Genomic DNA, 23,583 nt, shown 5'->3' on the forward strand with positions numbered 1-23,583 from the left:
GGCCAACCTAGCGGACTCAGTACCTGGCCAGTTCCGCCACCATGCCCTCGCAGCTGCGGACCACGACTCGCGCCGCGCGCCGCTGCCCGGCGCCCAGCGCGTGGTTCTCGGCCTGCTCCTGCCAGCGCCGCAGGGCGTCCGACACCGCGCCGTGCAGCTCGTGGCCGGACGCCTCACGGGTGAAGCCCAGCCGGGCGGGCATTGCCGTGCCGACGCCGCCGACCAGGCGGCGGGCCTCGTCGGCCAGCGGGTCGGGCAGCGCCGTGCGGCCGCCGTCCATGGCGGCCAGCAGACGTAGCTCGCGGAAGTCGTGGGCGCTCACCACCAGCGCCTCCAGCTCCGTGACCAGCCGCCGCGCCGCCGGTCGCGGCTCCATCCGCAGGACGACCTCCAGCGCGAGCAGCGCCGACCGCGCCTTCAGCACGTCGTGCCGGTCGGTGAAGCACTGCCGCATCGTCTCCCGCAGCTCGTGCAACCCGCTGCGGCCGACCAGCTCCTCCGACAGCGACTCCACCGTGGTGAAGCCCTGCCTGATCAGCGTCGTCACCAGGCGGATGCCGAACATGCCGAAGCGGTCCAGCAGCGCGGTACGGGTACGCGCGTCCAGCCGCAGCGGCACGCCCTCGCCGACGAACCGGTCCGCGGACACCAGCGCGATCTCCAGCTCCCGGCGCGCGGCCGTGGCCAGCACCTGCAGCGACGACAGCTCCTCCGGCGTCAGCGTCCGGCCGGCGTGCGCCAGCAGACCGGACACGGCGATCGCGGTCTGCGAGACCCCCGACAACGCGACGTCCTTGCGGTACCGCCGCGCGAGCCGCTTGGCCGACGTCAGCGCGTCGATCCGGCCGCCACCCACCTCGTCGGCCCGGGACAGCACGACGAGCGAGTTCACCGGCGTCTCGCGCGCGATGGGGTGGTCCTGGAGCGACTGGAGGAAGCCCACGTCGGTGGAGTGCAGCTGGCGCATCAGGTACAGCACGGCGTCGGCGTCCAGCGAGATCCTGGTGCCGGCGTCGGACGGGTCGACGCCCGGGGTGTCGATCAGGGTCAGGCCACGCAGCGTGCGCGACGGCCAGTCGACGACCACCCGGTCGATCCGGTCCGACCGCCACCCTTCCAGGTCGATGTGCAACCGGCCGCCCATCCGCGCGGCCGGCACGTCCCGCGGCGGCGCCTGCGTCGGGAACACCTGGGCCCTCGGGTTCACCCCGCCCCGGTACCACGCCAGGACCTGGCTGCCCTCCTCGACCGACAGCGGCGCGACCTCCTCGCCGACCAGCGAGTTCACCAGCGTCGACTTGCCCACCTGCGGCTGCCCGGCGACCGCCACCCGCAGGGGCTCGGCGAGCCGGTCGACGTGGCGGCGCAGCCAGTGTGTGGCGCGCGGGCTGTCCCGGTACACCTCGATCGCGTCCCGCAACATGCCGTGCGCCCGGTCCGCGAGGCTCACGCCGTCAGTTCCTTACGTGCCGGGGACTGGCCCACCAGTGCCTGGATCCGCTTGTGCAGCCCGGCGAGCCGCTCCACCTCGGTGGTGATCTCCTGGCTGCGCCTGCGCCGCTCGGCGATCTCCGCCTCGGCCGCGCGCTTGGCCGCGGTCGCCTGCTCGGCGATGCCCTCCTGCAGCCGCTCGACGACCGACTGGAAGTGGTCGCGGAGCTTGCGCTGCACCTGGCGCGCGGTGTCCTTGCTGGCCTTGCCGTAGGACAGGAAGAAGTCGTCGACGTGGCGCTGCGCGGCCTGCTTCGCCAGGGCCTGCCGCCGCTTGAGCCGGCCCGACCGCTCGTCCCAGATGCTCTTCGCGCCGAACGCGGCGCCAGCGCCCAGCGAGATCGGGTTGATCAGCGGCAGTCCGGCGATCGTCGTGGCGAGGCCGAACATGAGCAGACCACCGTAGGACCCGCGCAGGCCGATGAACAGCTGCTGGCCCACGGTGAACTTCTCCACGCGCGGCGGCTCCAGGTCACCGATGTGGTCCAGCAGGCCGTCGGTGGCCAGCTCCTCCGGGATGGCCTCCTCGAGGGCGACCTGCCTGGCGATCTTCTCGGCCACCCACTGGAACCGCTCGACGAGCCACGCGAAATTGACGTCGGCCGTCTCGACGAGCGCCTCCCGCAGCCACTCCGCGAAGTCGTCCCAGGTCTTGCCCGGATCGGCGGCGTCGAAGAACTCGTCGGCGGCGCGGACGATCTTGCGGGTGCGGTCGCGCAGGTCGTACTCGACGTCGGAGATCAGGTCCGCGACCTCGTCGGCCAGCATCGTCTGCCAGCGGGTCGTGCGCCTGCGCAGCTCGTCGAGCCGGTGCTGGGCGGCGCGGTACACCACCTGCGCGCGGCCCTGCTCGCTGGTGCGGATCTCGGTCAGCGCCTCGGTCAGCGGCTCCATCAGCTGCTTGGTCACCTGCGCGGTCATGACGGCGGTCGTCGCGCGGTGGATGGCGTCGCTGTTGCCGAGCACGTCCTGTGACAGCGTCCGCACGAGCTCGCCGAAACCGGACTCCTCGTTGAGCTGCTTGTCACCCGTCCGCGCGGCGGCCAGGCGCACGGTCGCGGAGACCGGGACGACCTTGACCCGCAGGCCGGCGGCGGCGAGCCGGGCCCGGTTGCGCTCGGCGACGACCCGCCAGCGCGGCACGATGTCGATCTTCGTGAGCACGACCGTCACGACCGGGCACAGCGAGGTGACCTGCTTCAGCAGCTCGAGCTCGGAGCTGCACAGCTCGCCCGTGGCGTCGGAGATCATGAGCACCGCGTCGGCGCTGGCGAGCGCGGCGAACGTGGTGGCGGTGCGCAGCGGGCCGGTGCTGTTGATCGCGGGCGTGTCGATCAGCACGAGCCCGGCGGCGAGCAGCTCGCGGGGCAGGCCGACCTCGGCGTGCACCTCGCCGCCACCGTCCGCGTGCCGGCTCGCCAGCGCGCGCCGGGCGATCTCCTCAACGGGCACCGGGGTCCTCGCCGCCTCGCTCGACGGTCCGATCGCACGGCGTCCGGCGGACGAGACGTCCGTGACCAATGCGGCCGCGGCTGTCTTGGCATGCGTTACAGTCGTCGGCGTGATTGTGGTCACATCATCACCCACGGCACACACTTCGGCGTTCACGAGGGCGTTGACGAGTTGGCTTTTGCCCTGGTTCGGCTCACCGATCACCGGCACCCGCAGCTTCGGCTCGAGTAGTAACGAGCGCCGCTTCTCCAACCGTCCGGCCAGGTCAGACCGGTGATGGGTGATGCATGCCGCGATGGTGTCGTCAAGAACGGTGAGCCAGGGCGGAGTCCTCACCCGGAAGAGTGTGCCGTGTCCCCCATCTGGCTGAAAGAGCCGGGGCCCGCGATGGTGCGGGCCCCGGCTTCTCGGGGTTGGGGCAAACCCCTCATTCTGGGCTGAAAGGCGCGTTACAGACCCAGGTCCAGGTCACCGACAACCGGCAGGTGGTTGCCGACCTGAGAAAGGTGATCGGTGACGCCGTTGACGAGCCCACCCACAGGGCTGTCGTGGACGACATCGGTCACCGGGTTGCTCGACACGAGACCCGTGACGGCGCTCGTGTCGACCGGCAGCTGGTCGAGCGAGACCGGCAGGTGGCTGGTCACGTCGCCCAACCCGGGCAGGTCGTGGGAGTCGACGTCCGGCAGGTCCGGCAGCTGCGGCAGCTCGGGCAGCTGGTCCAGCGGCAGGTGGTCGGTGGTCGGCAGGTTGCTCAGGTGCTCCGACAGGGTGTCGCCACCCTGCTGGATGCCGTTGCTGACCGTGTCCGTGGTGGACTCGACGGTGTCACTGACCGCCCCCAGGCCGGTCAGGTAACCGCCGAGGCCGGCACCACCGGCGGCCACGCCGCCGGCCAGCACGTCGGCACCGGAGCTGACGTAGTGGGCCACGGTGCCGGCGACCACGTCACCGGTGGCGCCGAGGTGGTCGACGTCCAGCAGGTCGGCGGTGTCCACCGGCTGGATCGAGAAGTCGCCGTGGGAGTTCAGCTGGACACTGCCCAGCGGAGACTCCGCGGCGACCTCCACGCCGTCCGGACCGGCGATGAAGCCACCGGCGAGGTCGCCGACCACCGTGTCAGCGCCGCCCCACGCGCCTAGGTCGCCCCCGACATGGCCGACCAGACCCGTGCCGAAATCGGCGAGGGGGGTGCTACCGGCGACGGAGCCGCCGAACTCGTGCGGGTCGACCTTGCCGCCCGCGGCGAAGTCACCGAACACGGACGAGACCGCGGCCGAGACCGTCGGCGCGTCGCCCTCGGCCGGGTTGGCCAGGACACCGGACACGGCGGCGTCGACGGCGTCACCGTTCAGGTCCACCGCGGCGGCGGCGTTGCCGACGGCGGTGGTCACGTCGCCGAGCGGGGTCTCCAGCGTCGGCAGACCCGGCACCGCGATCGGCAGGTCGCCGAGGCTCGGCAGACCGTTCGGCAGGCTCACCGGCAGGTCACCCAGGCTGGGCAGGCCACCGGCCGGCAGGACGGACGACAGGTCGCCCAGCGCGGGCACGGCGATCGGCAGGTCGCCGACGAGCGGGAGGTCACCGGACGACAGGTCGTCCAGCGACGGCACGGCCACCGGCAGGTCGCCGACGACGGGCAGGTCGCCGACGGCCGGGAGGCCACCCGTGGGCAGGTCGATGGGCAGGTCGCCCAGCGACGGCAGGCCGCTGACGGGGAGAGCCCCGGTCAGGCCCGAGAGGCCGTCGAGCGGAAGACCGCCGGTCAGGTCACCCACGGCGGGGAGACCGGCGACGGGCAGCGCGGGCAGGTCGGTGGGCAGGCTGTCGGCCACGAGCGGGAGTACCTCCTGGACATCGGCGGGGGTCAGGTCACCGAGGCCGGCGGCGCCCAGCGCGCCCAGCGGGTCGGCGAGGTAGGCGGCCTTGGCGGCCTGGTCGTTGATGAGGTTCGACACGAAGTCGTGCAGCGTTCCCCCAGGAGCGCACGCACCCGTGTCCGGGCCGGCGACCGCACCGGTGGTGGTCTGCGCCGAGGCCTCAGCAGGGGCCGCTTCAGCCGAGGCTGACGACGAGTTCTCGAATTTGGCGGACAACAACTTCTCCTATGCGGATTTAGTTCTGGCACTCGGCGGTGATCGGGAAGAACGCGTGGGCCGACACCGCGGTGCCGTGCGTTGATCAACCTAGGGAGGCCGGGGGCCGGGGGACATCGGGGATCACTCCGAGTTGTCGATTCGCCCCTTAGGGCTAACAATGACTCACTCGTTAGGGGATTAGGGGCTGCCCCCGCCCCGACCGGGGGGTTGCCCCTCGGGGGCCGCCCCCTGGTACGACTGAGCCGGCTCGCACGGACGGAGGTAACGCCCGCATGCCCTACGCCCTCGGGGTCGACCTCGGCTCCGCGCGGACCGTCGCGGCGGTCAGCCGCAACCACCGCGACAGCTGGAGCGAGCCCGAGGTCGTGCCGCTCGACCCAGCCGCGACCGCTCCCGGCGTGGCCTCCGTGCTGTACCTGACCAGCGACGACGCGGTCGAGGTCGGCGAGGCGGCGATCCACGCCGGCGCGGCGGAGCCCGAGCGTGTCGCCCGTGACTTCCTCGACCGGATCGGCGACGAGGTCCCCCTCGCGCTCGGCGACCGGTACTACCCCGCCGAGATGCTCGCGGCCGTGCTCGTGGCGTGGGTGGCCGACCGGGTGGAAGAGCACGAGGGCACCCCCGCCAGCCAGCTGGTGGTCACCCACCCGGTGGGTTGGGGGGTGCATCGGCGGACCGTGCTCCAGTCGGCGCTGCGGGACCTGAACCTGCCCGAGCTGACCCTGCTTCCCCGCCCGGTCGCCGCCGCGGAGGCCTACGCCGCCACCGAGCGGCTCGAGGTGGGCCAGGAGATCGGCGTCTACTCGCTCGGCGCGAGCCGGTTCGAGGCGGCGGTGCTGCGCCGCGGGGCGTTCGGGTTCGAGCTGCGGGGGCACGCCGACAGCGTGGACGTGCTGGGTGGCACGCTGTTCGACGACATGGTCGCCGAACACGCCGCCGCCGACCTCGGTGAGCTCCCCGCCGACCCGGCCGGTCTCGCCGCGCTGCGGGCCTCGTGCGTCGAGGCGAAGGAGCGGCTGTCGACGGCGGTCGCGGTGACCATCCCGACGCCGCCGGGGTCGAAGAAGGCCACGGTCCTGCTGAACCGCAGCGACTTCGACACCATGGTCCGCCCGGTCGTCGAGCACACCGTCCGGATCCTGCAGCAGGCGATCCAGGGCAGTGGGGCGGACTCGGACGCGCTGCGCGCGGTCGTCCTGGTCGGCGGCAGTGGGCACGTGCCGCTGATCGCCGAGCTGGTGACGGCGGCCGTGCGGGTGCGGGTCGCCGCGGCGGACGACCCGGTCACGGCCATCGCCCGCGGCGCCGCGCTGGCCGGCGGGAAGGTGGCCAAGCCGACCGTACGGGCACAGCCGTTGCCGGTGACGCCGACGGTCACGCCGGCCGAGGGCGTCACCGCGCACACCGACCTGATGCGGTTCGACGACCTGGGTCCCGACGCGGTCGACATCGGCCCGCCGCCACCCCGCCCGCCGGTCGAGCTCGCGCCGCTCGACCCGCCCGCCCGCGGCCTCGCCCGGCTCACCCGCCGGACCCGCGCGGGCACCGAGGTCGACGAGCTGGACCGCGACCGGTACGACGACCTGGACGACCGGGCCGGCAGGCGCAGAGACCGCGACCCCGACGAGTCACCCCGCAGACGCCGCCGACCGACCGACCACGAGGACGACGAGTGACGCCGATCCTGGACCAGGCCGCCACGCGACACCTCGACGCGCTGGCCGCCGACCCGCGCGCGCACGTCGCGATCGTCGCGCCCGGCGGGTACGGCAAGACCACCCAGCTGAACCGGCTCGGCGCGGCGATCCGCGCGGCCGGCACCACGGTGCACACGGCCGCCGCCGACGCCACCGACGGCGTGCTGCTCGTCGACGACGCGCACCTGCTCGACGACGCCGACCTCGCCCGGCTGCGTGCGCTGGCGGTGCAGGTCCGGCTGGTGGTCGCCGCCCGGCCGTGGCCACGCCCGCCTGCGCTCGCCGAGCTGCTGGAGCTGGCACAGGAGCAGGTGCTGCCCGTGCCGTTCGACAAGGAGCAGGTCAGGGCGTGCCTGCCGGCGGGGCGGCGCACCAACGCGCTGGCCGAGTTCGTGCACGCGGAGACCGGCGGCGTGCCGGCGTTCGTGGACCGGCTGGCCCGGGCGCTGCCGGAGGGCAGGCCCGAGGTGCCGGTCGCGGTGCTGTCCGAGTTCCGCACCGAGTTCGGCCGGCTCGACGACGACGTGCTGACGTTCGTCCTGGCCGCCGACGCGGGCATCGGCCTGCACCTCGACCTGCTGGCCGAGCTGCTGGAGCGGGACGCGGCGGCGGTGTCCGACATCGTGGCCGCCGCCCGCTCGACCGGGCTCATGGGCCAGGGCGGCGCGATGCTGCCGATCGCGCGCCGGGCGATCCGCGTGCTGGTGCCGGTGGAGCGACGGGCGTGGATGCGCCAGCGGCTCGCCGAGCTGCAGCTGGCGCGCGGCGGTCAGGTCCTGGCGCTGGTCCGGCCCCTGCTGGGCACGGGCATCGGCGGGGCCGCCGCGGCGACCGCGTTCGAGGCGGCGGCCGCGGAGGCGCTGCCGACGGATCCCGCGCTCGCGGCCAGGCTGTACGAGGCGGCGGTGACGGCCGGCCGGCCACCGCTGCAGGTCGCGGCCCGGCGGGCGGAGGCGCTCGCGCTGACCGGCGACCTGGACGGCGCGCTGCGGCTGGCCGACGAGGTGATCACGACCGAGGCCGCGGCGGGACGGCGGCACGCGGCCGGGGTCGCCGCGGCGGCGCTCGCGCACCGGGGTCAGCTGCTGCGTAGCGCGCAGCTGTACCGGTGGTCGGGGACCGAGGAGGGCAAGCACCTCGCCACGCTCGGGCTGCTGGGCATCGGTGACCTGGCGGACGCCCGGGAGCTGCGTGGCTCGGCCTCCTCGGACGGCCCGCCGACGTCGCTGTCCAGCGCGCTCACGCTGATGGCCGGCGGCCTGCACGAGTCGGTCGCCGGAACACCCACCAACGCGCTCTCGATGATGGTGCGGGCGGCGGGCATGCTGGAGCCGGTGGGACGCGGTGTGCTGCTGCCGGACAGCCCGGCCGCGCTGGGCGCACTGCTCGCGCTGCACTACGGGGAGCTGGGGACGGCGTCCTCGCTGCTGGACCGGGCGGTCGCGGCCGGCACCGGCGGTGCGCCGCTCACGATGCGGCACCAGCTGCTGCGGACGTGGATCACCATGCTGCGCGGCAACCTGACGGCGGCGGCCGAGCAGCTGTCCTCGCTGCGGGGCACGCACCTGGAACCGAGGGACTGGCTGTTCGCCGTGGCCATCGAGCTGGGGGTGGCGCGCCGGGCCGGGGACACGAACACGCTCGGCCGGGCATGGGCGCAGGCCGGCGAGGCGCTGCTGCGCCATCCCATGGACCTGTTCACGATCCTGCCGCTCGGCGAGCTGGTGGTGGCCGCGGCGCGGCTGCGGGACGAGGCGCGGCTGGCGGCCCACCTGTCGCAGGCTCGGGCGCTGCTGTCCGGGTTGGGTGAGCCCCCGCTGTGGGCGACGCCCCTGTGGTGGGGCGGGCTGCAGGCGGCCGTCATCGCCGACCAGCCCGACGAGGCCGACCGCCAGGTCGAGGCCATGGCGCGGGCGGCGGCGAAGGACGAGCAGTTCGGGATGCTGGCGAACGCCGGGCGGTGCTGGGCGGACCTGATGGCCGGCAAGGTCGACCCGGACGCCGTCGAGGACGCGGCGCAGGGACTGCATGCGGCCGGGTTCACCTGGGACGGGGCACGCCTGGCCGGACGGGCGGCGACGCGGACGGCCGACCGCAAGGCCATGGTGCGGCTGCTGGACTGCGCGCGGCTGCTGCAGGGCAAGCCGGTGACCGCCCGGCGGGTGCCGGACCTGGCGGACGAGCAGGCCACGATGTCGTCGGTGACGCTGTCGGAGCGGGAGCTTCAGGTCGCGGAGCTGGTGGTGTCCGGGATGACGTACAAGGACGTCGGCGACCGGCTGTTCATCTCGGCGAAGACGGTCGAGCACCACGTGGCGCGGATGCGACAGCGGCTCGGCGCGTCCAGCCGCAGCGAGCTGCTGTCCCAGCTGCGGTCGCTGGTCGGCAGCGCGCGGCACTGAACGCTCCTATACTCCGGCTGTTGACCATTTGCCAACAGATCCCCGGGAGCCGGCATGACCGCAGCACCGGGTCGGCGGCTCCGGGAGCGGGGCACCGGGCCCGCCGCCGGCCGGAACGGGGAGCCGGCTCGGGAGTGCGGACCGGACGGCGAGCCCGCGACGACGGGGGCAGGCGGGGCGAAACGGAGCCCGCCGACCCAACGCATGCAGCCGGACGAGCGGCGGGAGCAGATCCTCGAGTGCGCGATGCGGCTGTTCGGCGAGCACCCGTACGCCGCGGTGTCGACGACCGAGCTGGCCAGGGAGGCGGGCGTCGCCCGCGGGTTGATCAACCACTACTTCGGCACCAAGCGGGACCTGTACCTGGAGGTCGTGCGGCGGCTGGTGACGATCCCGCGGTTCGCGATCGAGCAGTTGCCGGACGGACCGCTGGAGATACGGGTGTCCTCGGCCGTGGAATGGTTCCTGGACGGCGTGTCGCGCAACCCGAAGGCGTGGCTCGCGGCGACGGGTGGCTGGGACCCGGACGTGGAACGGCTGCTCGCGGACGCCGACGAGACCGCCGCGGACCGCGTCCTGGAGGCGATGGGCCTGTCCGCGGACACGGGTGAGCTGCGGGCGATGGTCCGCGCGTACGGCGGCATGGTGAAGTCGGCGTGCCGGGAGTGGTTGGTACGCAAGGAACTCTCGCGACTACAGGTACGGGTCATGCTGTCCACGACGCTCGTCGCGTTGATCCGCGAGACCGCGCCCCGGCTACGGGACGATCGGCCGCCAGTCCCGTAGGCCCGTGATCCGGACGCCTTCCGTTGTGTAGTAAGGGTCCTCGGCCAGGACCGCGTCCACTTCGGACCGGTCGGCGTCGAACACGAGCAGGGCGCCGCCATCGTCCGCCCAGGGGCCGGCCATGACGAGCACGCCGTCCTCGTGGAGTTGCGCCAGGCGCCGCCGGTGCGCGGGCCGCGCGGGGGCGCAGCAGGGGCTGGCGGAGGCACTGGGGTTGACGCGGGTGTCGGTGAACCGGGCGCTGGGCACGCTCGCCGATGAGGGCCTGGTGGCGGTGGAGCCGGGCGCGGTGGTGGTGCTGGCGCCGGAGTTGCTGACCCTGCGGGCGAAATCGACGTGAGCCGAACACGCCGGACGTGCGAGGGTGCTCGTCGTGCTGGTCAGACGAGAAGAAGCGGCGGACGTGCCCGCGACGGACGCGATCCACGTGGCGGCCTTCGGGCGTGACGCCGAGAAGGACCTGGTCGCGGCCCTGCGGGCGTCGTCCGCCTGGCTCCCGCGATTGTCACTGGTGGCCGAGGACGGCGGCCGGGTGGTCGGGCACGTCGTGTGCACCCGTGCGCATGTCGCCGGCCGGCCCGCACTGGGCCTGGGCCCGCTGGGTGTGCTGCCGGCACGGCAGAAGCGCGGCGTCGGCAGCGCGCTGATGCACGCGGTGGTGGCCGCGGCCGACGCGTTGGACGAGCCCGTGGTGGTGCTGCTGGGGCACTCGGACTACTACCCGAGGTTCGGCTTCCGGCCCGCGGCCTCCCTTGGCATCGAACCGCCGGACCCGTTGTGGGGCAACCACTTCCAGGCCCGTCCACTGTCCACATACGACGGTTCGGCGCGCGGGCCGTTCGCCTACGCCCAGCCGTTCAACGAGCTATGACACAGGCCACCGGCGGGTCGAGGTCGAGGGTTTCCACGCGGATGTCGGTCAACCCCGCCGCGGTGAGCCGGTCACGCAGCTCCCGGCCGGCCCGCTCGGTGGTGGCGGCGTCGGCGCCGGGGCACCGGGGCTGGCTGACCAGCGCGATCCGCCCGCCGGGCCGGAGCAGGTCACGCAGCTCGCTGAGCCGCTGGGCGGGATCGGGCCAGAACCCGAGCGAGTTCACGGCGAGGATGACGTCGAGCGGGGTGTCGAAGGCCGGCAACCGGTCGACCGGGGCGTGCAGCAGCTCGACCCGCCCGGCACGCACGGCCGCCGCGTTGCGCCTGGTCGCCTGGCGAACCATGACCTCGGAGTGGTCGATGCCGTAGACGCGCCCCCGGGTGACACGACGAGCCAGCTCGGCGATGGCGATGCCCGGCCCGAAGCCGACCTCGAGCACCCGGTCCGTCGGCTGGATGTCGAGTATGGACACGACCCAGATGTTGCGCTGCCGGTTGGAACCGCGGTGGGCCATGAACCACCCGACCGCGCGCCCGACGACACCGCGGGGCCGGTGGAACTGGCTGATGAGGCGCCGCTTGATGGACTGTGCTGTCATGGCCGACAGTCAAGATCTTCAAGTACGCTTGAAGTCAATGACAGAGCTGACGATCGGCGAACTGGCCCGCGCCACCGGTGTGGCGACCTCGGCGTTGCGCTACTGGGAGGAGCTCGGCCTGCTGCCCGCCCCGGCCCGGGTGTCGCGCCAGCGGCGGTACGCGCGGTCCGCCGTGGACCTGGTCGGGGAGATCCTGATACTGCGCGACGCCGGCTTCACCCTCCGCGAGGTGAAGGTGATCGTCACCGAGCGCACCGTGGGCGAGGACAGGGTCTGGCGCGAGCTGGCCCAACGCAAGCTCGCCGAACTGGACGAACGCATCGCCCAGGCCCAGGCGGCCCGAACGGCCATCGTCCACGGCCTGGCCTGTCCAAGCCCGAACGGCGTCCGCGGCTGCCCGAACCACGCCAGGATCGCGGCCACCCGCCTGACCGGCCTTCCGCTCCGCGAGGCGCACACCCACTGACGGCACGGAAGGCACAACCGGCGTGACCCGTCACGGGCCATCCGTTGGGGAGGAACGACATGCCGGCGCCAGCTCCGCGGTTCCGAAGTGCCCGCGCGGAAGACGCCCCCGCCGTCGCCGGCCTGCATGCCGACAGTTGGCAGCGGCACTACCGGGGCGCGTACGCGGACACGTTCCTGGACGACGAGGCACCTGCCTACCTGGCTCGCATGTGGACCGAACGCCTGGCAGCGCCGGCCGACACCCGCACCATCCTCGCCGAGCACGACGGCGAGCTGGTCGGGCTCGCCCACACGTTCCTCGACAACGACCCGCGCTGGGGTGCGCTGGTGGACAACCTCCATGTGCGGCACACGGTCAAGAGGCAGGGCATCGGCACCCGGCTGCTGGCCCTGACCGCGGCGGCCGTTCTGCGGTGGTCGCCGACGTCCGGCCTGTACCTGTGGGTTCTTGAGCAGAACGCCACGGCACAGGCGTTCTACGCCGCCCGGGGCGGCGAACGCGCCGGGCGCGGCGACGTCCCCGCTCCCGGCGGGGACGTCGCCCGGCTCAACGGAAAGCCCGCCTGCTTCAGGTTCGCGTGGCGCGCCCCCTCCTCCCTGTTGGTGGACCACGATCGCCGGTCCGGGTCGCTGAACGCGTAGCAGCCCGGTCAGGGTGCCGTGGTGTTCAGGGTGCGCGGAACCCGCCCATCACCGCCCGGGGCGGGTGAAGTCCGACTCCCAGTTCGTCTCCCAGGTCTCGCCCTCGTCGGTGGAGAACGCCTGCTCCCAGCGGGCGGTGGTCGCCGTGATGTTCGACCACCGGTACCGCACGCGGACGGGCCGGCCCTCGTACTCCTCGTCGCTGAAGAACTCGCCGACGCCGGTCTCGTCGAAGTGACCGACGACCGGAGGCAGTGCGAGCTGACCGTTGCGGGAGTTCACCCAGTAGATGGACCACTCCTGGGTCTCCGGGTTCAGCAGCCGTAGCGAGATTCCCTTGAAGCCGAAGCCCGGCAGGTCCACCTCGTCCACGTTGGCGGCGCCGTCGAACAGGTTGTGGCACGTCAGCGTCCCGTCGGTGGTCTCCCACTCGTCGCTCCCGCTGAGCGGCTTCGTCTTCCGCTGCGTGGTCTGCCAGGTGCCGTGGAGCCAGTCGAAGTTGTTCATGGGCGCAAGCTATTGGGCATCCACTGACATCCAATGTCAGTATTGTCCGTGCGTGCTTCGCGGATCGTCCAGCTGCTGCTCCTGCTCCAGACCAGGGGCCGGCTCACCGCCGCGCAGCTGGCCGCCGAGCTGGAGGTTTCCGTCCGCACGGTCTACCGCGACGTCGACGCGCTGCACGCGGCCGGCGTCCCGCTCTACGGCGAGGCCGGCCACGCGGGCGGCTACCAGCTCGTCGAGGGCTACCGCACGAGGCTCACCGGCCTGACCGAGAACGAGGCCGACTCCCTGTTCCTCACCGGGCTCCCCGGCCCCGCGCGGGAGCTCGGCCTCGGCGCCGAGGTCGCCGCGGCCCGGCTCAAGCTCACCGCCGCCCTGCCGCCCGAGCTGCGCGACCGCGCCACCCGCATCCAGCAGCGGTTCCACCTCGACGCGCCGAACTGGTACGCCGAGCCGGACGACACCCCCGCGCTCGCGGCCGCGGCCGACGCCGTCTGGCGGGAGCGGCGCGTGCACATCCGGTACCACCGCTGGCGTGCCCCGACGGAGGTAACTCGAACGGTTGACCCCTACGGCCTGGTACTCAAGGCCGGCCGCTGGTACCTCGTGGCGGCGAGCAAGCGGATCAGCACCTACCGCGTCTCCCAGATCAGCGAGCTGACCGTGCTCGACGAGGAGTTCCAGCGCCCGCCCGGGTTCGACCTCGCCGCCTACTGGGCGTCCTACCTCGCCGACTTCGACGCCCGCCGGCACGTCGACACCGCGACCGTCCGCGTCTCCCCAGAACTGCGGGAACACCTGCTGGACGCGGTCGAGCCCAGCGTGCACCGGGCGGTGGAGGACACGGCGTCGGAGCCGGACGAGGACGGCTGGATCACCGCGACGGTGCCGATCGAGAAGATGGACCACGCGCACCGGCTGTTCCTCGGTTTCGGCGCGGACGTCGAGGTCCTCGCGCCTGCGGAGCTGCGGGAGCGGATCAGTGCGTCCGTTGCCGCACTGGCGAGGACGTACTCACCCGGCTGAACAGCCGCAGCAACGGCAGGGTCAGCAGGCTCAGCGCCGCGAGCAGCAGGAACGCGGGCGCCGGGACGCTCACCAGCGCGCCGGTCACGGCGGCGACGACAAGGCCGCCGAGGTTGCCGGTGAGCCACATCAGCCCCGCGGCCGTGCCCTCGGTGGCGGCGGCCCGGCGCTCGGTCAGCTCCAGCACGATCGGCAGCGCCGGCAGCAGCCCGAACCCGATCAGCGTGAGCGCGACGAACCCCGTCACCACCCCCGGGGCGACCGCCAGCACGACACAGGAAACGGCCGTGACCAGCAGTGAAGCCGTCAGCACGACCAGCTCGCGGCCGTGCCGGTTCGCCCAGATCGGCACGATCGCGCACCCGACCACCCCGGCCACGACGTTCGCGATGAGGATCAGGCCGGCGGTCGACTCGGACACCCCGGCCGGTTCGAGCAGCGGCTGGGTGAACGTCGACAGCGCGACGAACACCCCGAACGGGACGAACACGAGCGCACACAGCCGCCGGATGAACGGGTCGCCCCACGCCACCCGCAGGGCGCCGAGGCCGGCGGGTGGGCTCTCGACCCGATGCTCGGCCGGGGTCCGCAGCACGGCCAGCACGGCGACGGCGGCCAGTACCGCCAGCACGGCCTGCACCAGCAGGAGCGTGCGGAGGTCGTCGGGGAACACGGCCCCGAGGCCGAACCCGACGATCAGCCCGGCGAACGTGCTGGCGGAGCCGATCGCGATGCCCGTCGGCCGGTCCCGCTCGGCGAGGTAGCGGCCGACGACGCCGGTGATCGCGTTGAGCACGAGCGGCTGTGCGACCGCGACGACCAGCTGGCCGGCGAGCGCGAACGCGTAGCCGTCGCCCAGGATCCGGATCAGCGCGCCGGCCGCGACGAGCAGTCCGCCGGCGGCCAGCCCGCCGCCGAACCGGCGGTCCAGCACGATGCCGGCCGGGATCGCGAGCAGCACGTAGAGCAGGGGGAACACGTTGGCCAACCAGCCGATCGCCCCGTCACCCACGTCGTAGTAGCGACCGGCCGCGTCGGTGACGGGGGCGTAGGTGACCCACAGGACCTGGGTGACGGCCCCGAGTAACGCGAACACCGCGATCACGGACCACCTACTGCGCGGTTCAGTCATGCCGCGAAGCATCGCACGGGATAGTGCTTCAGCGTGATCGCGTTCGCGGCACGATCGATCGGCCCGGTGACCTTCTCGATCATCTTGTCCCTGATGGGCAGTTTCCACAGCAGCGACAGCATCTTCATGGACAGCCAGACCCCTGCCCTGCCGCGGAGCACCATGCGCTTGATGTTGGCGGGCCCCATCTTCTGGTTGATCGCGACGAACTCGCGCAGCTCGGCCTCGTAGGCGGCGAAGCCCGCCGCGTGGTCCCGGGCGGCGGCCAGCTCGCCCGCGAGGACGTACGCCCCGACGAGCGCGAGGCTGGTGCCCTGACCCGAGGCGACCGACGCGCAGTAGGCGGCGTCGCCGACCAGCGCGACACGGTGGGACGACCAGCGGTCCAGGTGGACCTGGCAGACCGCGTCCAGGTAGACGTCGTCGCCCGCGTTCGCCAGCAGCGTCGGCACCTCCCAGCCCGCATCCGCGAACCGGTCGGCGAGGTACCGGTGGGCGTCGGCCGGCACGGGCTGGTCGTCGGCGAGCAGGAACATGGCCTTGGCGCCGGTGTCGTGGGCGGTCGAGTAGACGATGACCGTGCGACCCGGGCTCGCGTAGGTCACCTCCTCGCGGTCCAGGTCGAGGTGGTTGGGCACGGCGGCGACCGCAACGCGGTGGCCGAGGTCGCGGACGTGACCGGGGCCGAACACCTTCTCCCTGGTCACGGAGTGCACGCCGTCCGCGCCGATGACCAGGTCGAACCTGCGGCGGACCCCGCGGGCGAAGGTGACCTCGACGTGGTCGGCGGTCTGGTGGAGGTCCGCGATCTCCTCGCCCCAGAGGTACTCGACGCCCTCGGTCGCCTCGAACAGCAGGCGGAGCAGGTCGCCGCGGAGGATCTCGGCGTCGTCGTGGCCGCGGCCACCGAACGCGTCGCCGTCCATGCTCGCGAGCCGGCGGCCCTCGTGGTCGACGAACGAGGCCACACGCACACCGGTGGCCCGCTCGCGGATCTGGTCGAGCAGTCCCATGCGCTCGACGACCGGCAGGGCGGCGCCACGAATGTCGATCTTGTGGCCACCGTCCCGGACGGACCGTGCCCGCTCGACGACGGTCGGCGTGAACCCGTTGCGGCGCAACCAGTACGCGAGGGTGATACCCGCGACGCCCGCGCCGGAGATGAGGACGGTGGTGCGCTTCATGACTGCTCCCTTTGTCGTTGTCGTCGCCGACGGTACACCTGTGTCAGACAAATGTGCAAGACGGATGTGTTGTACGGTTGTCTCATGGGTAACCGAGAAGACCTGCTGACCGGCGCGATGAGATGCCTGTACGAGAAGGGCTATGCCCGCACGACCGCGCGCGACATCGCCTCGGCGGCCGGGGTGAGCCTGGCCGCGATCGGCTACCACTACGGCACCAAGGACGAGCTGCTGAACGCGGCGCTGTACCAGGCCCTGGCCGAATGGGGCAACGACCTGGGCGAGGCGCTGTCGGCCCGCCGGGACGCGACGCCGGCGGAGCGGTTCGAGGAGGTGTGGACGCAGGTCATCAGGTCGTTCGCGGCGAACCAGCGGCTCTGGGCGGTCCAGTTCGAGATACTGGCGTTCCTGGACAGCAAGCCGGAGATCCAGGCGGCGTTCGCGGCGGCCAACCAGCAGGCGCGGGAGGGGTTGGCGGACCTGTTCGGCGTGCCGGGCGACGCGGCGGGCGCCGTACTCCAGGCGCTGGTCGGCGGGCTGGCCGCGCAGTGGCTGGTGGACCCGGACAGCGTCCCCTCGGGCCACGACCTACGGGACGCGGTCCGCGCGATCGCGGCGACGGTCGGTTAGCGTCCCGCGCCTGGAACTCTGGCAACTGGTGCGCCGGCCCGGCTTCCGCCTGGCGACGTCGCCGGTCCGCCTGGGTACGACCCGCCGCCTTGCCAGCGGACCCTGGATCCACCGGCGCGGGACGCTAGAGGCCGAACGCGGCGAGAGTGGTGTCGAGCATCGCGAGCTGCGTGGCGGGCGGGTAGGCGTCCGGATCGGTCGAGGCGAGGGCGGCGGCGCCTTCCGTCATCGCCATCAGAGCGAAGGCCGTCGCGGTGACGCGTTCCGCCGGCCAGTCCGGTGCGACGGCTTCGAGGAGCCTGCCGACACGCTCCCGCCAGACGCGGTTGTTGGCGTGGTGCAGGGACATCAGCCGCTCGTCGCCGACGGCGGCGGCCAGGAAGCCCACCCAGACGATGCTCTCGGCGGCGGTCTCGTCGTCGAGCGCGAGGCCCTGGGCGAGCACGGCCCGCAGCGCGGTCCCCGCGTCCGCGGCCTCGGCCTCGATGGCCTCGACGCGCTCGCGGGTGCGTCCGTGCAGGAGCTGCCGGGCGTGCCGGAGAAGGGCTTGGCGGTTGGGGTAGGCGTGCATGACCAGACCCGTGGTGCAACCGGCGGCCGCGGCGACCGCGCGGATGGTGAGGCGCTCGATGCCCTGGTGGGCCAGCACGTCCCACACCGCGCGGGAGAGCCGGGCCGTTCGATCGGCTGTTCTTGCCATAACATCTGTTACGGTAACAGATGTTACGAAAGGCGGGCCGCGATGGAGTGGACGATCGAGGCCAGGCCGTGGGACGACCCGGCCGGCGCGGAGCTGCGCACCCGGCAGCGCGCGGAGCTCGACGCCCGCTACGGCACCGACGACCACGAGCCGGGTCCCCCGCCGTCCGCGGCCGACACCGACGTGTTCCTGGTCGCGGTCCGGCCGACCGGGGAGGCCGTCGCCTGCGGCGCGCTACGCCGGCTGGACGGCACGTTGGCGGAGATCAAGCGCATGTACGTGACTCCCCGGCTGCGTGGCAGCGGGGTGGCGGCCGACGTGCTGCGTGCGCTGGAGACGGCCGCCGCGGAGCGGGGCTGGCGGACACTGCGCCTGGAGACGGGCACCGAACAACCCGACGCCCAACGCTTCTACCTCCGCGAGGGGTACCACGAGATCCCGCTGTTCGGCAGCTATGTCGGTTCGTCGCTGTCGGTCTGCCTCGAACGTGCTATTTAGCCTGCGGTAGCTTCACCGCCCCCTTCCGCGGCCCACGGGACGAGGGCGGCGGCACGACCGGCCCGATGTCCCCGTCCGGCGCCTCGTCGAGGTCGACGATCACCGGCGCGTGGTCGCTGGGCCCGGTGCCCTTGCGCGCGTGACGGTCGACCCAGGCGGCGGCGACCCGCCCGGTGACCGGGGCGGTGGCGAGCACGAGGTCGATGCGCATGCCGAGGTCCTGGTGGAACATGCCGGCGCGGTAGTCCCAGTAGGTGAAGACCCGCTCGTCCGGCCAGCGTTCGCGGATGACGTCGTGCAGGCCGAGCGCCAGCAGCTCGGCCAGCGCGGCACGTTCCGGCCCCGTGACGTGGGTCTGCCCGAGGTAGGCGGCCGGGTCGAAGACGTCCGCGTCGGCGGGCGCGATGTTGATGTCGCCACAGAGCATCACGTCACCGGGCGTGGCCCTGACGACGTCCCGCAGGGCGGCGAGCCAGGCCAGCTTGTACCGGTAGTGGTCGGAGTCCGGCGTGCGGCCGTTGGGCACGTAGAGCGAGTGAACCCGCACGCCGCCGCAGGTGGCGGCGACCGCCCGGGCCTCCGGATCCGGGAACCCGGGCGCCCCGTCGACCCCGACCGTGACGTCGGAAAGCCCCACCCGCGACAGGATCGCGACACCGTTCCACTGAGCCTGCCCCGCGAGCGCGAACTCGTAGCCCCGCTCGGCGAGCTGGGTCCCGAGTAAGTCGTCGAACGCGGCGTCGGTCAGCTTGGTCTCCTGCAGGCACACGACATCCGGCCGCCGCTGGTCGAGCCAGGGCAGCAGCCGGGGCACCCGCTGCTTGACAGAGTTCACGTTCCAGGTGGCAACTCGCACGCCGACGACGGTAGTCCTCGGCACCGACAAAAATGAGACGGTCTGTGCGACCTGCCCGGTCGGCGTTTGAATGTGGCTCATGACGACACGACGCACCGCCATCGCCGGCATGCTCACCGCCCTCCTGGTGGGGTTCACGACCGCCGGCGCGGCAGGGACCGCCGCCTCCGACCCGACCAGGACCGCCGCCGCGCCCGGCGAGTCGTACAAGCGCACGGAGCTGTACTTCGGCGGCAGCCGGCCGGACGGCTCCGTGATCACGCCCGCCGAGTTCGAGCTGTTCCTGGACAAGGAGGTCACCCCGGCCTTCCCCGACGGCCTCACGTGGCTCGAGGCACACGGTCAGTGGATGGGCGGCAAGGAGGACTCGTACGTGCTGATCATCCTGTACCCCTTCCGCGACCACTCGGCCAACCGCGAGCTGGAGGAGATCCGCACCGACTACAAGGCACAGTTCCACCAGGAGTCCGTGCTGCGCGCGGACAGCGTCGAACGCGTCTCGTTCTGACGTTGAAGGCCGGGGCGGGCCACCCGCCCCGGCCTTCGCGTCGAACGGCTACAACGAGCCGATCGCGTGGCTCAGGGCATCGAGCCCACGCCTCGGGTCGTCGTCCGCGACACGGAGCACCACGTACCGCACACCGGCGTCGAGGTAGGGCGCGAGCCAGTCACGCAGACCCCGCGTCGTGCCCGCGTACATCGCCTGACGTGCGGACACAGCCTCGAAAGGGCGTCCGTACCACCGCTGGACGGTCGTGCGGAGTCGTCGCTGCGCCGTGTCCTCAGCGGAGTCAAGCGCGACGGTGGCGTAGAGCCCCGCGGTCACCTCGCGTCCCCCGTCCCGCACGCGACGCCAGCCGGCCGCGTACAGCTCGGGAGTGGGTGGGTACGGCAACCAACCGTCGGCCAGCCGGCCCGCGGCGGCACCGGTCCCGGCGAGCCAGATCTGCGGCGGACGGGACGGTGCGGGCGAGAGGGTCAACTCGTCGAACGAGAAGTGGCGCCCGGCGTGGCTGACGGGCTTGCCGGTCCACAGCGCGCGAAGTATGCCGACCGTCTCGATCGCCCGGCCGACCCTGGTGTCGAAGGGAACGCCGGCGGCGGCGAACTGCCGCTCGCTGTCCGGCCCGTCGAAGCCGTAGCCGAGGCCGACGATCAACCGCCCGTGGGACAGGCGGTCCAGCGTGGCGAGGCTGTGCGCCAGGAGCACGGGCTGCCGCAGGGCCGCGAGCAGGACACCGGTGGCCAGCCGCACTCGAGTCGTGGCCGAGGCCAAGGCCGCCAACACCATCACCGGATCAGGTAACCCATACACGAATGGGCTGTCAGGTACCCACACGGAGTCAAACCCCGCCGCCTCCGCCTGGACTCCCAGCTCGACCATGTCGCCGCGTTCGAAGGTCGGCAACAGGTACCCGAACCCGGTCATGCCTCGACGAACTGGTAGTCGGCGCGGATGCGGCCGTCGGCATCGAGGACGAGGAAGTCGGTACCCCACCCACCGACCGACCCGTCGGCGGACGACACCGCCTCCCAACTGAACCGAACGACGTCGTGCACGCGGCTGACCTCCCCGCGGCGCCGAAAGGTCAGCTGCCCGGACGCGACGAACTCGGTGTAGGCACTCTCGACCCGTGCGGTCAGCTCGTCGTGCCCACGGGCCTGGAGGACGGCGATGACCCCGACCCCGGGCCGGGAGGCGATCTCCACGACCTCGTCCGGCGGTTGGAGGAAGTGCGCGCCGTCCTCTGCCCACAGCTCGCGCACGGCGGCCCGGCGCACGTCCGGCAATGCCTCGTTCCAAACCGACACATAACGATCGGCCAACTCGTTTGGGTTACGCAAAATCTCCTCCTTCTGGGGATTGCGATGCACACGCTGTCGTGGCGGATAGCGCGCCGCAATTCCCTGGGAGGAATGATCAATTTCCGGCCACTGCGACCTTCCTGAAGGCGCGCTTCACTCGACCGACAGGCAAGCCTGGCTCGCCAGCCCGTTTCGGCCCAGGCCCGGCGAGGGACAACGCCGGCGTCAGGACAGGCTCGACAGCGCCTTCGTGATCGCCGGGGCGTCGAAGGCAGCCGGATCGAACTCGGCCGCGCTGTCCAGGCCCAGCCATTCCAGGCTGTTGGCATGTTCCGGGTGCGCCGGGTCGGCGAGCACCTCCAGCAGGTCGGCGTAGGACCAGATGCCGCCGCAGTCCTCCGGCGGCGTGGCCCGGCGACCACCGGTACAGCGCGGGTAGGTCACCAAGCCGTCCGGGTCAAGCACCTTCTCCACGACGATCTCGTGCCGCCAGTTGTCACCGAAGTCGTACACATAGGTGATCTTCGCGCGCTCGCCGGGCAACACCTGTGCCAGCGACACCTCGTCGGCCGGCCGGTGCCCAAGCTCGGGGTCGGGAAGACCGAAGTCCCCGTAGGGAGTCTCGAAGACGTGCAGGTGGCTGCCATCCCAGTCGAACGCGACCTGGATGATCACGTGCAGCCGGTCGAGGCTGACGTCCGCGGGCACCTCCAACCGCCGCCAGATCGGGGGTTTCGCCCCGCTCAAACCAACCTTGAGCTGGTAAACCGGCGCCGGCCCGGTCGGCTTCGGCGGCACGGGCCGCATCGCCCGCGCATCCAACAGCCGTGGCAACGACGACAGCGAGTCCTCGTGCGGTGGCTTCGGCTTGCCGGAGTCGGGCAGCCCCCTCAGCCGGGCCCGGAGCAGCACGGCCAGCGGGTAGTAGTCCGGCAGACCGTCCTCGTCCAGCGGCAACTCCCCCACGTCGTGTGCCGCCCGCGCATCCAGAGCGCACTCGACCTGCCAGCGCAGCTCCGTCGGGTCCAACCGCTCCTCGCTGACCGAGACCCCGGACCGCCGCACCATCTCCATGGCCTGCGACACCCCCTCGGCGTCGAGCAGCTCGATGCTCACCGCGGCCCCGCAGTCGGTGTCGTCGACGCCGACCGTGAACGCATGCGAACGCCCGGCCCGGTCGAACGTGCAGATCAGCATGGCCCCGGCGCCGGTGGGATCGGCAAACCGCCAGCAGTCTCCGACCAGAAGGGGCTCCGCCACCTCCGCAGCCCAGACAGGCGACTCGACCCCGGCGCCGACCATCCGACGCGCGGCGTCGCCCGCGGCCTCCCCCGCCCGGCCACCGCAGACCGAACCAAGCGCCAGCAGCATGATCAGGGCGGCGGAGTCCGCCCGCGACTCGAACTCGGGCACGAACCCGTGAACCAGCGCGTCCTCGTAATCCTCCCCAGCCAACTCACACATGGCGACGAACAACGCCGCCCCGAACTCGGCCGCCATCGGGTCGGTGGGGAACGCGCCGTCCGCGACGGCGGCGAGTATTCCGTCGACCAGCTCGGACAACTCGACCGGCGGCCCGGCGCACGCGGGGCAGTCACACGGCTCCGTGTCCGCGACCAGGCTGAGGGGCGCGGACCGCACTGCGGACTTGTCGCGCTTCTTGGGCTTCCGTCCACGACTCTCCGGACTCACGGCCCCGAGTATGCCGCCACGCGACGTCGGTACGAGGACCGGGTCGGGTGCGCCGGCGGACGCGGCCGCCAGTTTGTGATTTGGCTTGGTTGGGTCATGATCCGCATCCGGATTGTGTCGCTGCGTTGTGATGGAGACCGCGAACGACTGCTTCCAGGTAAACTTTCATTACCCATCTGTCCGCCGCAGGTGATAAATAAGAAACAGCTCGGTAAATGGCGCAAACACTCGCATAACCAGCAGCCGATCTCAGGGATCAACACACCAAAGATCTAGCCATGTAGTACTAGTAGTGTGTCGCTGCTTAGTTGTGGTGGAGGTTGCTGGGAGGCTGTGGTCGTGGGCTCCCAGTTGAAGCGGCCAGTCATGTTGTCGGCGCGGGATCGTGAAGAGTTGATCCGGCTTGTCAGCACAGGTGTGCATCCGGCGTCGGCGATCAGGCGGGCACGAGTGCTGCTCGCGTTGGACACCTCGGTGGGCGAGCCTGATCCGAAGGAAGTGATCGCGGACAGGCTCGAGGTCTCGGGTGAAACTCTGCGGCTGGTCGCCAAGCGGTTCGCTGAGACTGGAGGTGATGTGCTGGCCACGATCGGACGCAAGAAGCGGGATCTGCCGCCGGTGCCGTCCCCGGTGACCGGTGAGGTCGAGGCCCGGCTGATCGCGCTGGCGTGCTCGGCGCCGCCGGCCGGGTATGCGCGGTGGTCGTTGCGGCTGTTGGAAAAGCACGTCGAGCTCATTGAGGACATCCCGAACCTGGACCACTCCACCATCGGCCGGGTTCTAAAAAAACGGAACTGCGTCCTCATCTGAGGAAATGCTGGAACATCCCGCCGAAGGCCAACGCCGAGTTCGCCGCCCGCATGGAAGACGTGCTCGCCGTCTACGCCCGCCCGCACGATCCTGCCCGTCCGGTCGTGTGCATGGACGAGAAACCCTTCCAGTTCCTGGGCGAAGTCCGCGACCCGCAGCCGGCCCGGCCGGGCCGCGATGCCCGCCAGGACAGCGAATACGTCCGGTGCGGCACCTGCTCGATCTTCGTGTGGACC

General features: G+C 72.1%; 25 protein-coding genes and 1 pseudogene. 13 read left to right on the forward strand and 13 right to left on the reverse strand.

What is annotated here, in order from left to right; all coding sequences use genetic code 11:
* Positions 1–16: 16 nt before the first annotated feature.
* From VET29_RS05170 to VET29_RS05180, 3 genes are all read right to left on the reverse strand, one after another.
* On the reverse strand, positions 17–1,450 hold the full coding sequence (locus VET29_RS05170) for a GTPase (RefSeq protein WP_324915319.1): 1,434 nt from the start codon (positions 1,448–1,450) through the stop codon (positions 17–19).
* Positions 1,447–3,279 carry a dynamin family protein gene (locus VET29_RS05175; protein WP_324915322.1) on the reverse strand — a complete coding sequence of 611 codons (1,833 nt, stop codon included), beginning with the start codon at positions 3,277–3,279 and terminating at the stop codon, positions 1,447–1,449. Before VET29_RS05175 ends, VET29_RS05170 begins: the two co-directional genes overlap by 4 nt.
* Positions 3,280–3,392: 113 nt before the next feature.
* A complete protein-coding gene (locus tag VET29_RS05180; RefSeq protein WP_324915326.1) occupies positions 3,393–5,039 on the reverse strand; it encodes an IniB N-terminal domain-containing protein in 1,647 nt (548 codons plus the stop codon).
* A 275-nt stretch (positions 5,040–5,314) separates the two neighbouring features.
* Between VET29_RS05180 and VET29_RS05185 the strand changes: the two genes are divergently transcribed.
* From VET29_RS05185 to VET29_RS05195, 3 genes are all read left to right on the forward strand, one after another.
* Positions 5,315–6,718: an Hsp70 family protein gene (locus tag VET29_RS05185; protein ID WP_324915328.1), complete on the forward strand. Its 1,404-nt coding sequence runs from the start codon at positions 5,315–5,317 to the stop codon at positions 6,716–6,718.
* Positions 6,715–9,141, forward strand: a complete 2,427-nt coding sequence (locus tag VET29_RS05190; RefSeq protein ID WP_324915332.1) for a helix-turn-helix transcriptional regulator — start codon at positions 6,715–6,717, stop codon at positions 9,139–9,141. The genes VET29_RS05185 and VET29_RS05190 overlap by 4 nt, the downstream gene beginning before the upstream one ends.
* A 204-nt stretch (positions 9,142–9,345) precedes the next feature.
* Positions 9,346–9,927: a TetR/AcrR family transcriptional regulator gene (locus VET29_RS05195; RefSeq protein WP_324915388.1), complete on the forward strand. Its 582-nt coding sequence runs from the start codon at positions 9,346–9,348 to the stop codon at positions 9,925–9,927.
* On the opposite strand, the gene VET29_RS05200 is transcribed toward VET29_RS05195, so the two are convergent.
* Entirely contained in the window at positions 9,898–10,050 is a 153-nt protein-coding gene (locus VET29_RS05200; protein ID WP_324915336.1) for a hypothetical protein, read from the reverse strand. The genes VET29_RS05195 and VET29_RS05200 overlap by 30 nt on opposite strands.
* Here VET29_RS05200 and VET29_RS05205 point away from each other — a divergent pair.
* Both VET29_RS05205 and VET29_RS05210 read left to right on the forward strand, forming a co-directional pair.
* The gene (locus VET29_RS05205; protein WP_324915339.1) at positions 10,049–10,267 is read left to right on the forward strand and encodes a helix-turn-helix domain-containing protein; all 219 of its coding nucleotides are present in this window, start codon (positions 10,049–10,051) and stop codon (positions 10,265–10,267) included. The genes VET29_RS05200 and VET29_RS05205 overlap by 2 nt on opposite strands.
* A 33-nt stretch (positions 10,268–10,300) precedes the next feature.
* Entirely contained in the window at positions 10,301–10,798 is a 498-nt protein-coding gene (locus VET29_RS05210) for an N-acetyltransferase (RefSeq protein ID WP_324915341.1), read from the forward strand.
* Here the strand turns inward: VET29_RS05210 and VET29_RS05215 are convergent.
* Entirely contained in the window at positions 10,785–11,399 is a 615-nt protein-coding gene (locus tag VET29_RS05215) for a class I SAM-dependent methyltransferase (protein WP_324915343.1), read from the reverse strand. The genes VET29_RS05210 and VET29_RS05215 overlap by 14 nt on opposite strands.
* A 37-nt stretch (positions 11,400–11,436) precedes the next feature.
* Here VET29_RS05215 and VET29_RS05220 point away from each other — a divergent pair, with 37 nt between their 5' ends.
* Positions 11,437–11,865 carry a MerR family transcriptional regulator gene (locus VET29_RS05220; RefSeq protein WP_324915346.1) on the forward strand — a complete coding sequence of 143 codons (429 nt, stop codon included), beginning with the start codon at positions 11,437–11,439 and terminating at the stop codon, positions 11,863–11,865.
* Between the two features lie 59 nt (positions 11,866–11,924).
* Entirely contained in the window at positions 11,925–12,509 is a 585-nt protein-coding gene (locus VET29_RS05225) for a GNAT family N-acetyltransferase (protein ID WP_324915349.1), read from the forward strand.
* Between the two features lie 48 nt (positions 12,510–12,557).
* On the opposite strand, the gene VET29_RS05230 is transcribed toward VET29_RS05225, so the two are convergent.
* Positions 12,558–13,016: a hypothetical protein gene (locus VET29_RS05230; RefSeq protein ID WP_324915352.1), complete on the reverse strand. Its 459-nt coding sequence runs from the start codon at positions 13,014–13,016 to the stop codon at positions 12,558–12,560.
* Between the two features lie 33 nt (positions 13,017–13,049).
* Here VET29_RS05230 and VET29_RS05235 point away from each other — a divergent pair, with 33 nt between their 5' ends.
* On the forward strand, positions 13,050–14,039 hold the full coding sequence (locus VET29_RS05235) for a YafY family protein (RefSeq protein ID WP_324915356.1): 990 nt from the start codon (positions 13,050–13,052) through the stop codon (positions 14,037–14,039).
* On the opposite strand, the gene VET29_RS05240 is transcribed toward VET29_RS05235, so the two are convergent.
* Positions 13,993–15,171: an MFS transporter gene (locus VET29_RS05240; RefSeq protein WP_324915358.1), complete on the reverse strand. Its 1,179-nt coding sequence runs from the start codon at positions 15,169–15,171 to the stop codon at positions 13,993–13,995. The genes VET29_RS05235 and VET29_RS05240 overlap by 47 nt on opposite strands.
* A complete protein-coding gene (locus tag VET29_RS05245; protein WP_324915362.1) occupies positions 15,168–16,355 on the reverse strand; it encodes an FAD-dependent monooxygenase in 1,188 nt (395 codons plus the stop codon). Before VET29_RS05245 ends, VET29_RS05240 begins: the two co-directional genes overlap by 4 nt.
* 84 nt (positions 16,356–16,439) lie before the next feature.
* Between VET29_RS05245 and VET29_RS05250 the strand changes: the two genes are divergently transcribed.
* Complete coding sequence (locus VET29_RS05250) at positions 16,440–16,985, forward strand: TetR/AcrR family transcriptional regulator (RefSeq protein ID WP_324915364.1); 546 nt, start codon at positions 16,440–16,442, stop codon at positions 16,983–16,985.
* A gap of 124 nt (positions 16,986–17,109) precedes the next feature.
* Here the strand turns inward: VET29_RS05250 and VET29_RS05255 are convergent, their stop codons facing one another.
* Positions 17,110–17,685, reverse strand: a complete 576-nt coding sequence (locus tag VET29_RS05255; protein ID WP_324915368.1) for a TetR family transcriptional regulator C-terminal domain-containing protein — start codon at positions 17,683–17,685, stop codon at positions 17,110–17,112.
* 42 nt (positions 17,686–17,727) lie between these two features.
* Here VET29_RS05255 and VET29_RS05260 point away from each other — a divergent pair, with 42 nt between their 5' ends.
* On the forward strand, positions 17,728–18,183 hold the full coding sequence (locus VET29_RS05260; protein WP_324915370.1) for a GNAT family N-acetyltransferase: 456 nt from the start codon (positions 17,728–17,730) through the stop codon (positions 18,181–18,183).
* On the opposite strand, the gene VET29_RS05265 is transcribed toward VET29_RS05260, so the two are convergent.
* A complete protein-coding gene (locus VET29_RS05265) occupies positions 18,176–19,039 on the reverse strand; it encodes an exodeoxyribonuclease III (protein ID WP_324915373.1) in 864 nt (287 codons plus the stop codon). The two genes, VET29_RS05260 and VET29_RS05265, sit on opposite strands and share 8 nt — an antisense overlap.
* Before the next feature lie 79 nt (positions 19,040–19,118).
* Here VET29_RS05265 and VET29_RS05270 point away from each other — a divergent pair, with 79 nt between their 5' ends.
* Entirely contained in the window at positions 19,119–19,547 is a 429-nt protein-coding gene (locus tag VET29_RS05270) for a DUF3574 domain-containing protein (protein ID WP_324915375.1), read from the forward strand.
* Between the two features lie 48 nt (positions 19,548–19,595).
* Here the strand turns inward: VET29_RS05270 and VET29_RS05275 are convergent, their stop codons facing one another.
* The 3 genes from VET29_RS05275 to VET29_RS05285 all read right to left on the reverse strand — a co-directional run bounded on the left by VET29_RS05275 (position 19,596) and on the right by VET29_RS05285 (position 22,537).
* Positions 19,596–20,468 carry an LLM class flavin-dependent oxidoreductase gene (locus tag VET29_RS05275; protein ID WP_324915378.1) on the reverse strand — a complete coding sequence of 291 codons (873 nt, stop codon included), beginning with the start codon at positions 20,466–20,468 and terminating at the stop codon, positions 19,596–19,598.
* A complete protein-coding gene (locus VET29_RS05280; protein WP_324915380.1) occupies positions 20,465–20,851 on the reverse strand; it encodes a hypothetical protein in 387 nt (128 codons plus the stop codon). The genes VET29_RS05275 and VET29_RS05280 overlap by 4 nt, the downstream gene beginning before the upstream one ends.
* Before the next feature lie 219 nt (positions 20,852–21,070).
* The gene (locus VET29_RS05285; protein ID WP_324915382.1) at positions 21,071–22,537 is read right to left on the reverse strand and encodes a plasmid pRiA4b ORF-3 family protein; all 1,467 of its coding nucleotides are present in this window, start codon (positions 22,535–22,537) and stop codon (positions 21,071–21,073) included.
* A 339-nt stretch (positions 22,538–22,876) separates the two neighbouring features.
* Here VET29_RS05285 and VET29_RS05290 point away from each other — a divergent pair, with 339 nt between their 5' ends.
* Both VET29_RS05290 and VET29_RS05295 read left to right on the forward strand, forming a co-directional pair.
* Positions 22,877–23,347, forward strand: a complete 471-nt coding sequence (locus VET29_RS05290) for a helix-turn-helix domain-containing protein (RefSeq protein WP_324915386.1) — start codon at positions 22,877–22,879, stop codon at positions 23,345–23,347.
* Positions 23,348–23,397: 50 nt separating this feature from the next.
* Positions 23,398–23,583, forward strand: a pseudogene (locus tag VET29_RS05295) (IS630 family transposase); the annotation flags it as partial.

The organism is Actinophytocola sp., from assembly GCF_035634895.1.
Lineage (GTDB): Bacteria > Actinomycetota > Actinomycetes > Mycobacteriales > Pseudonocardiaceae > Actinophytocola.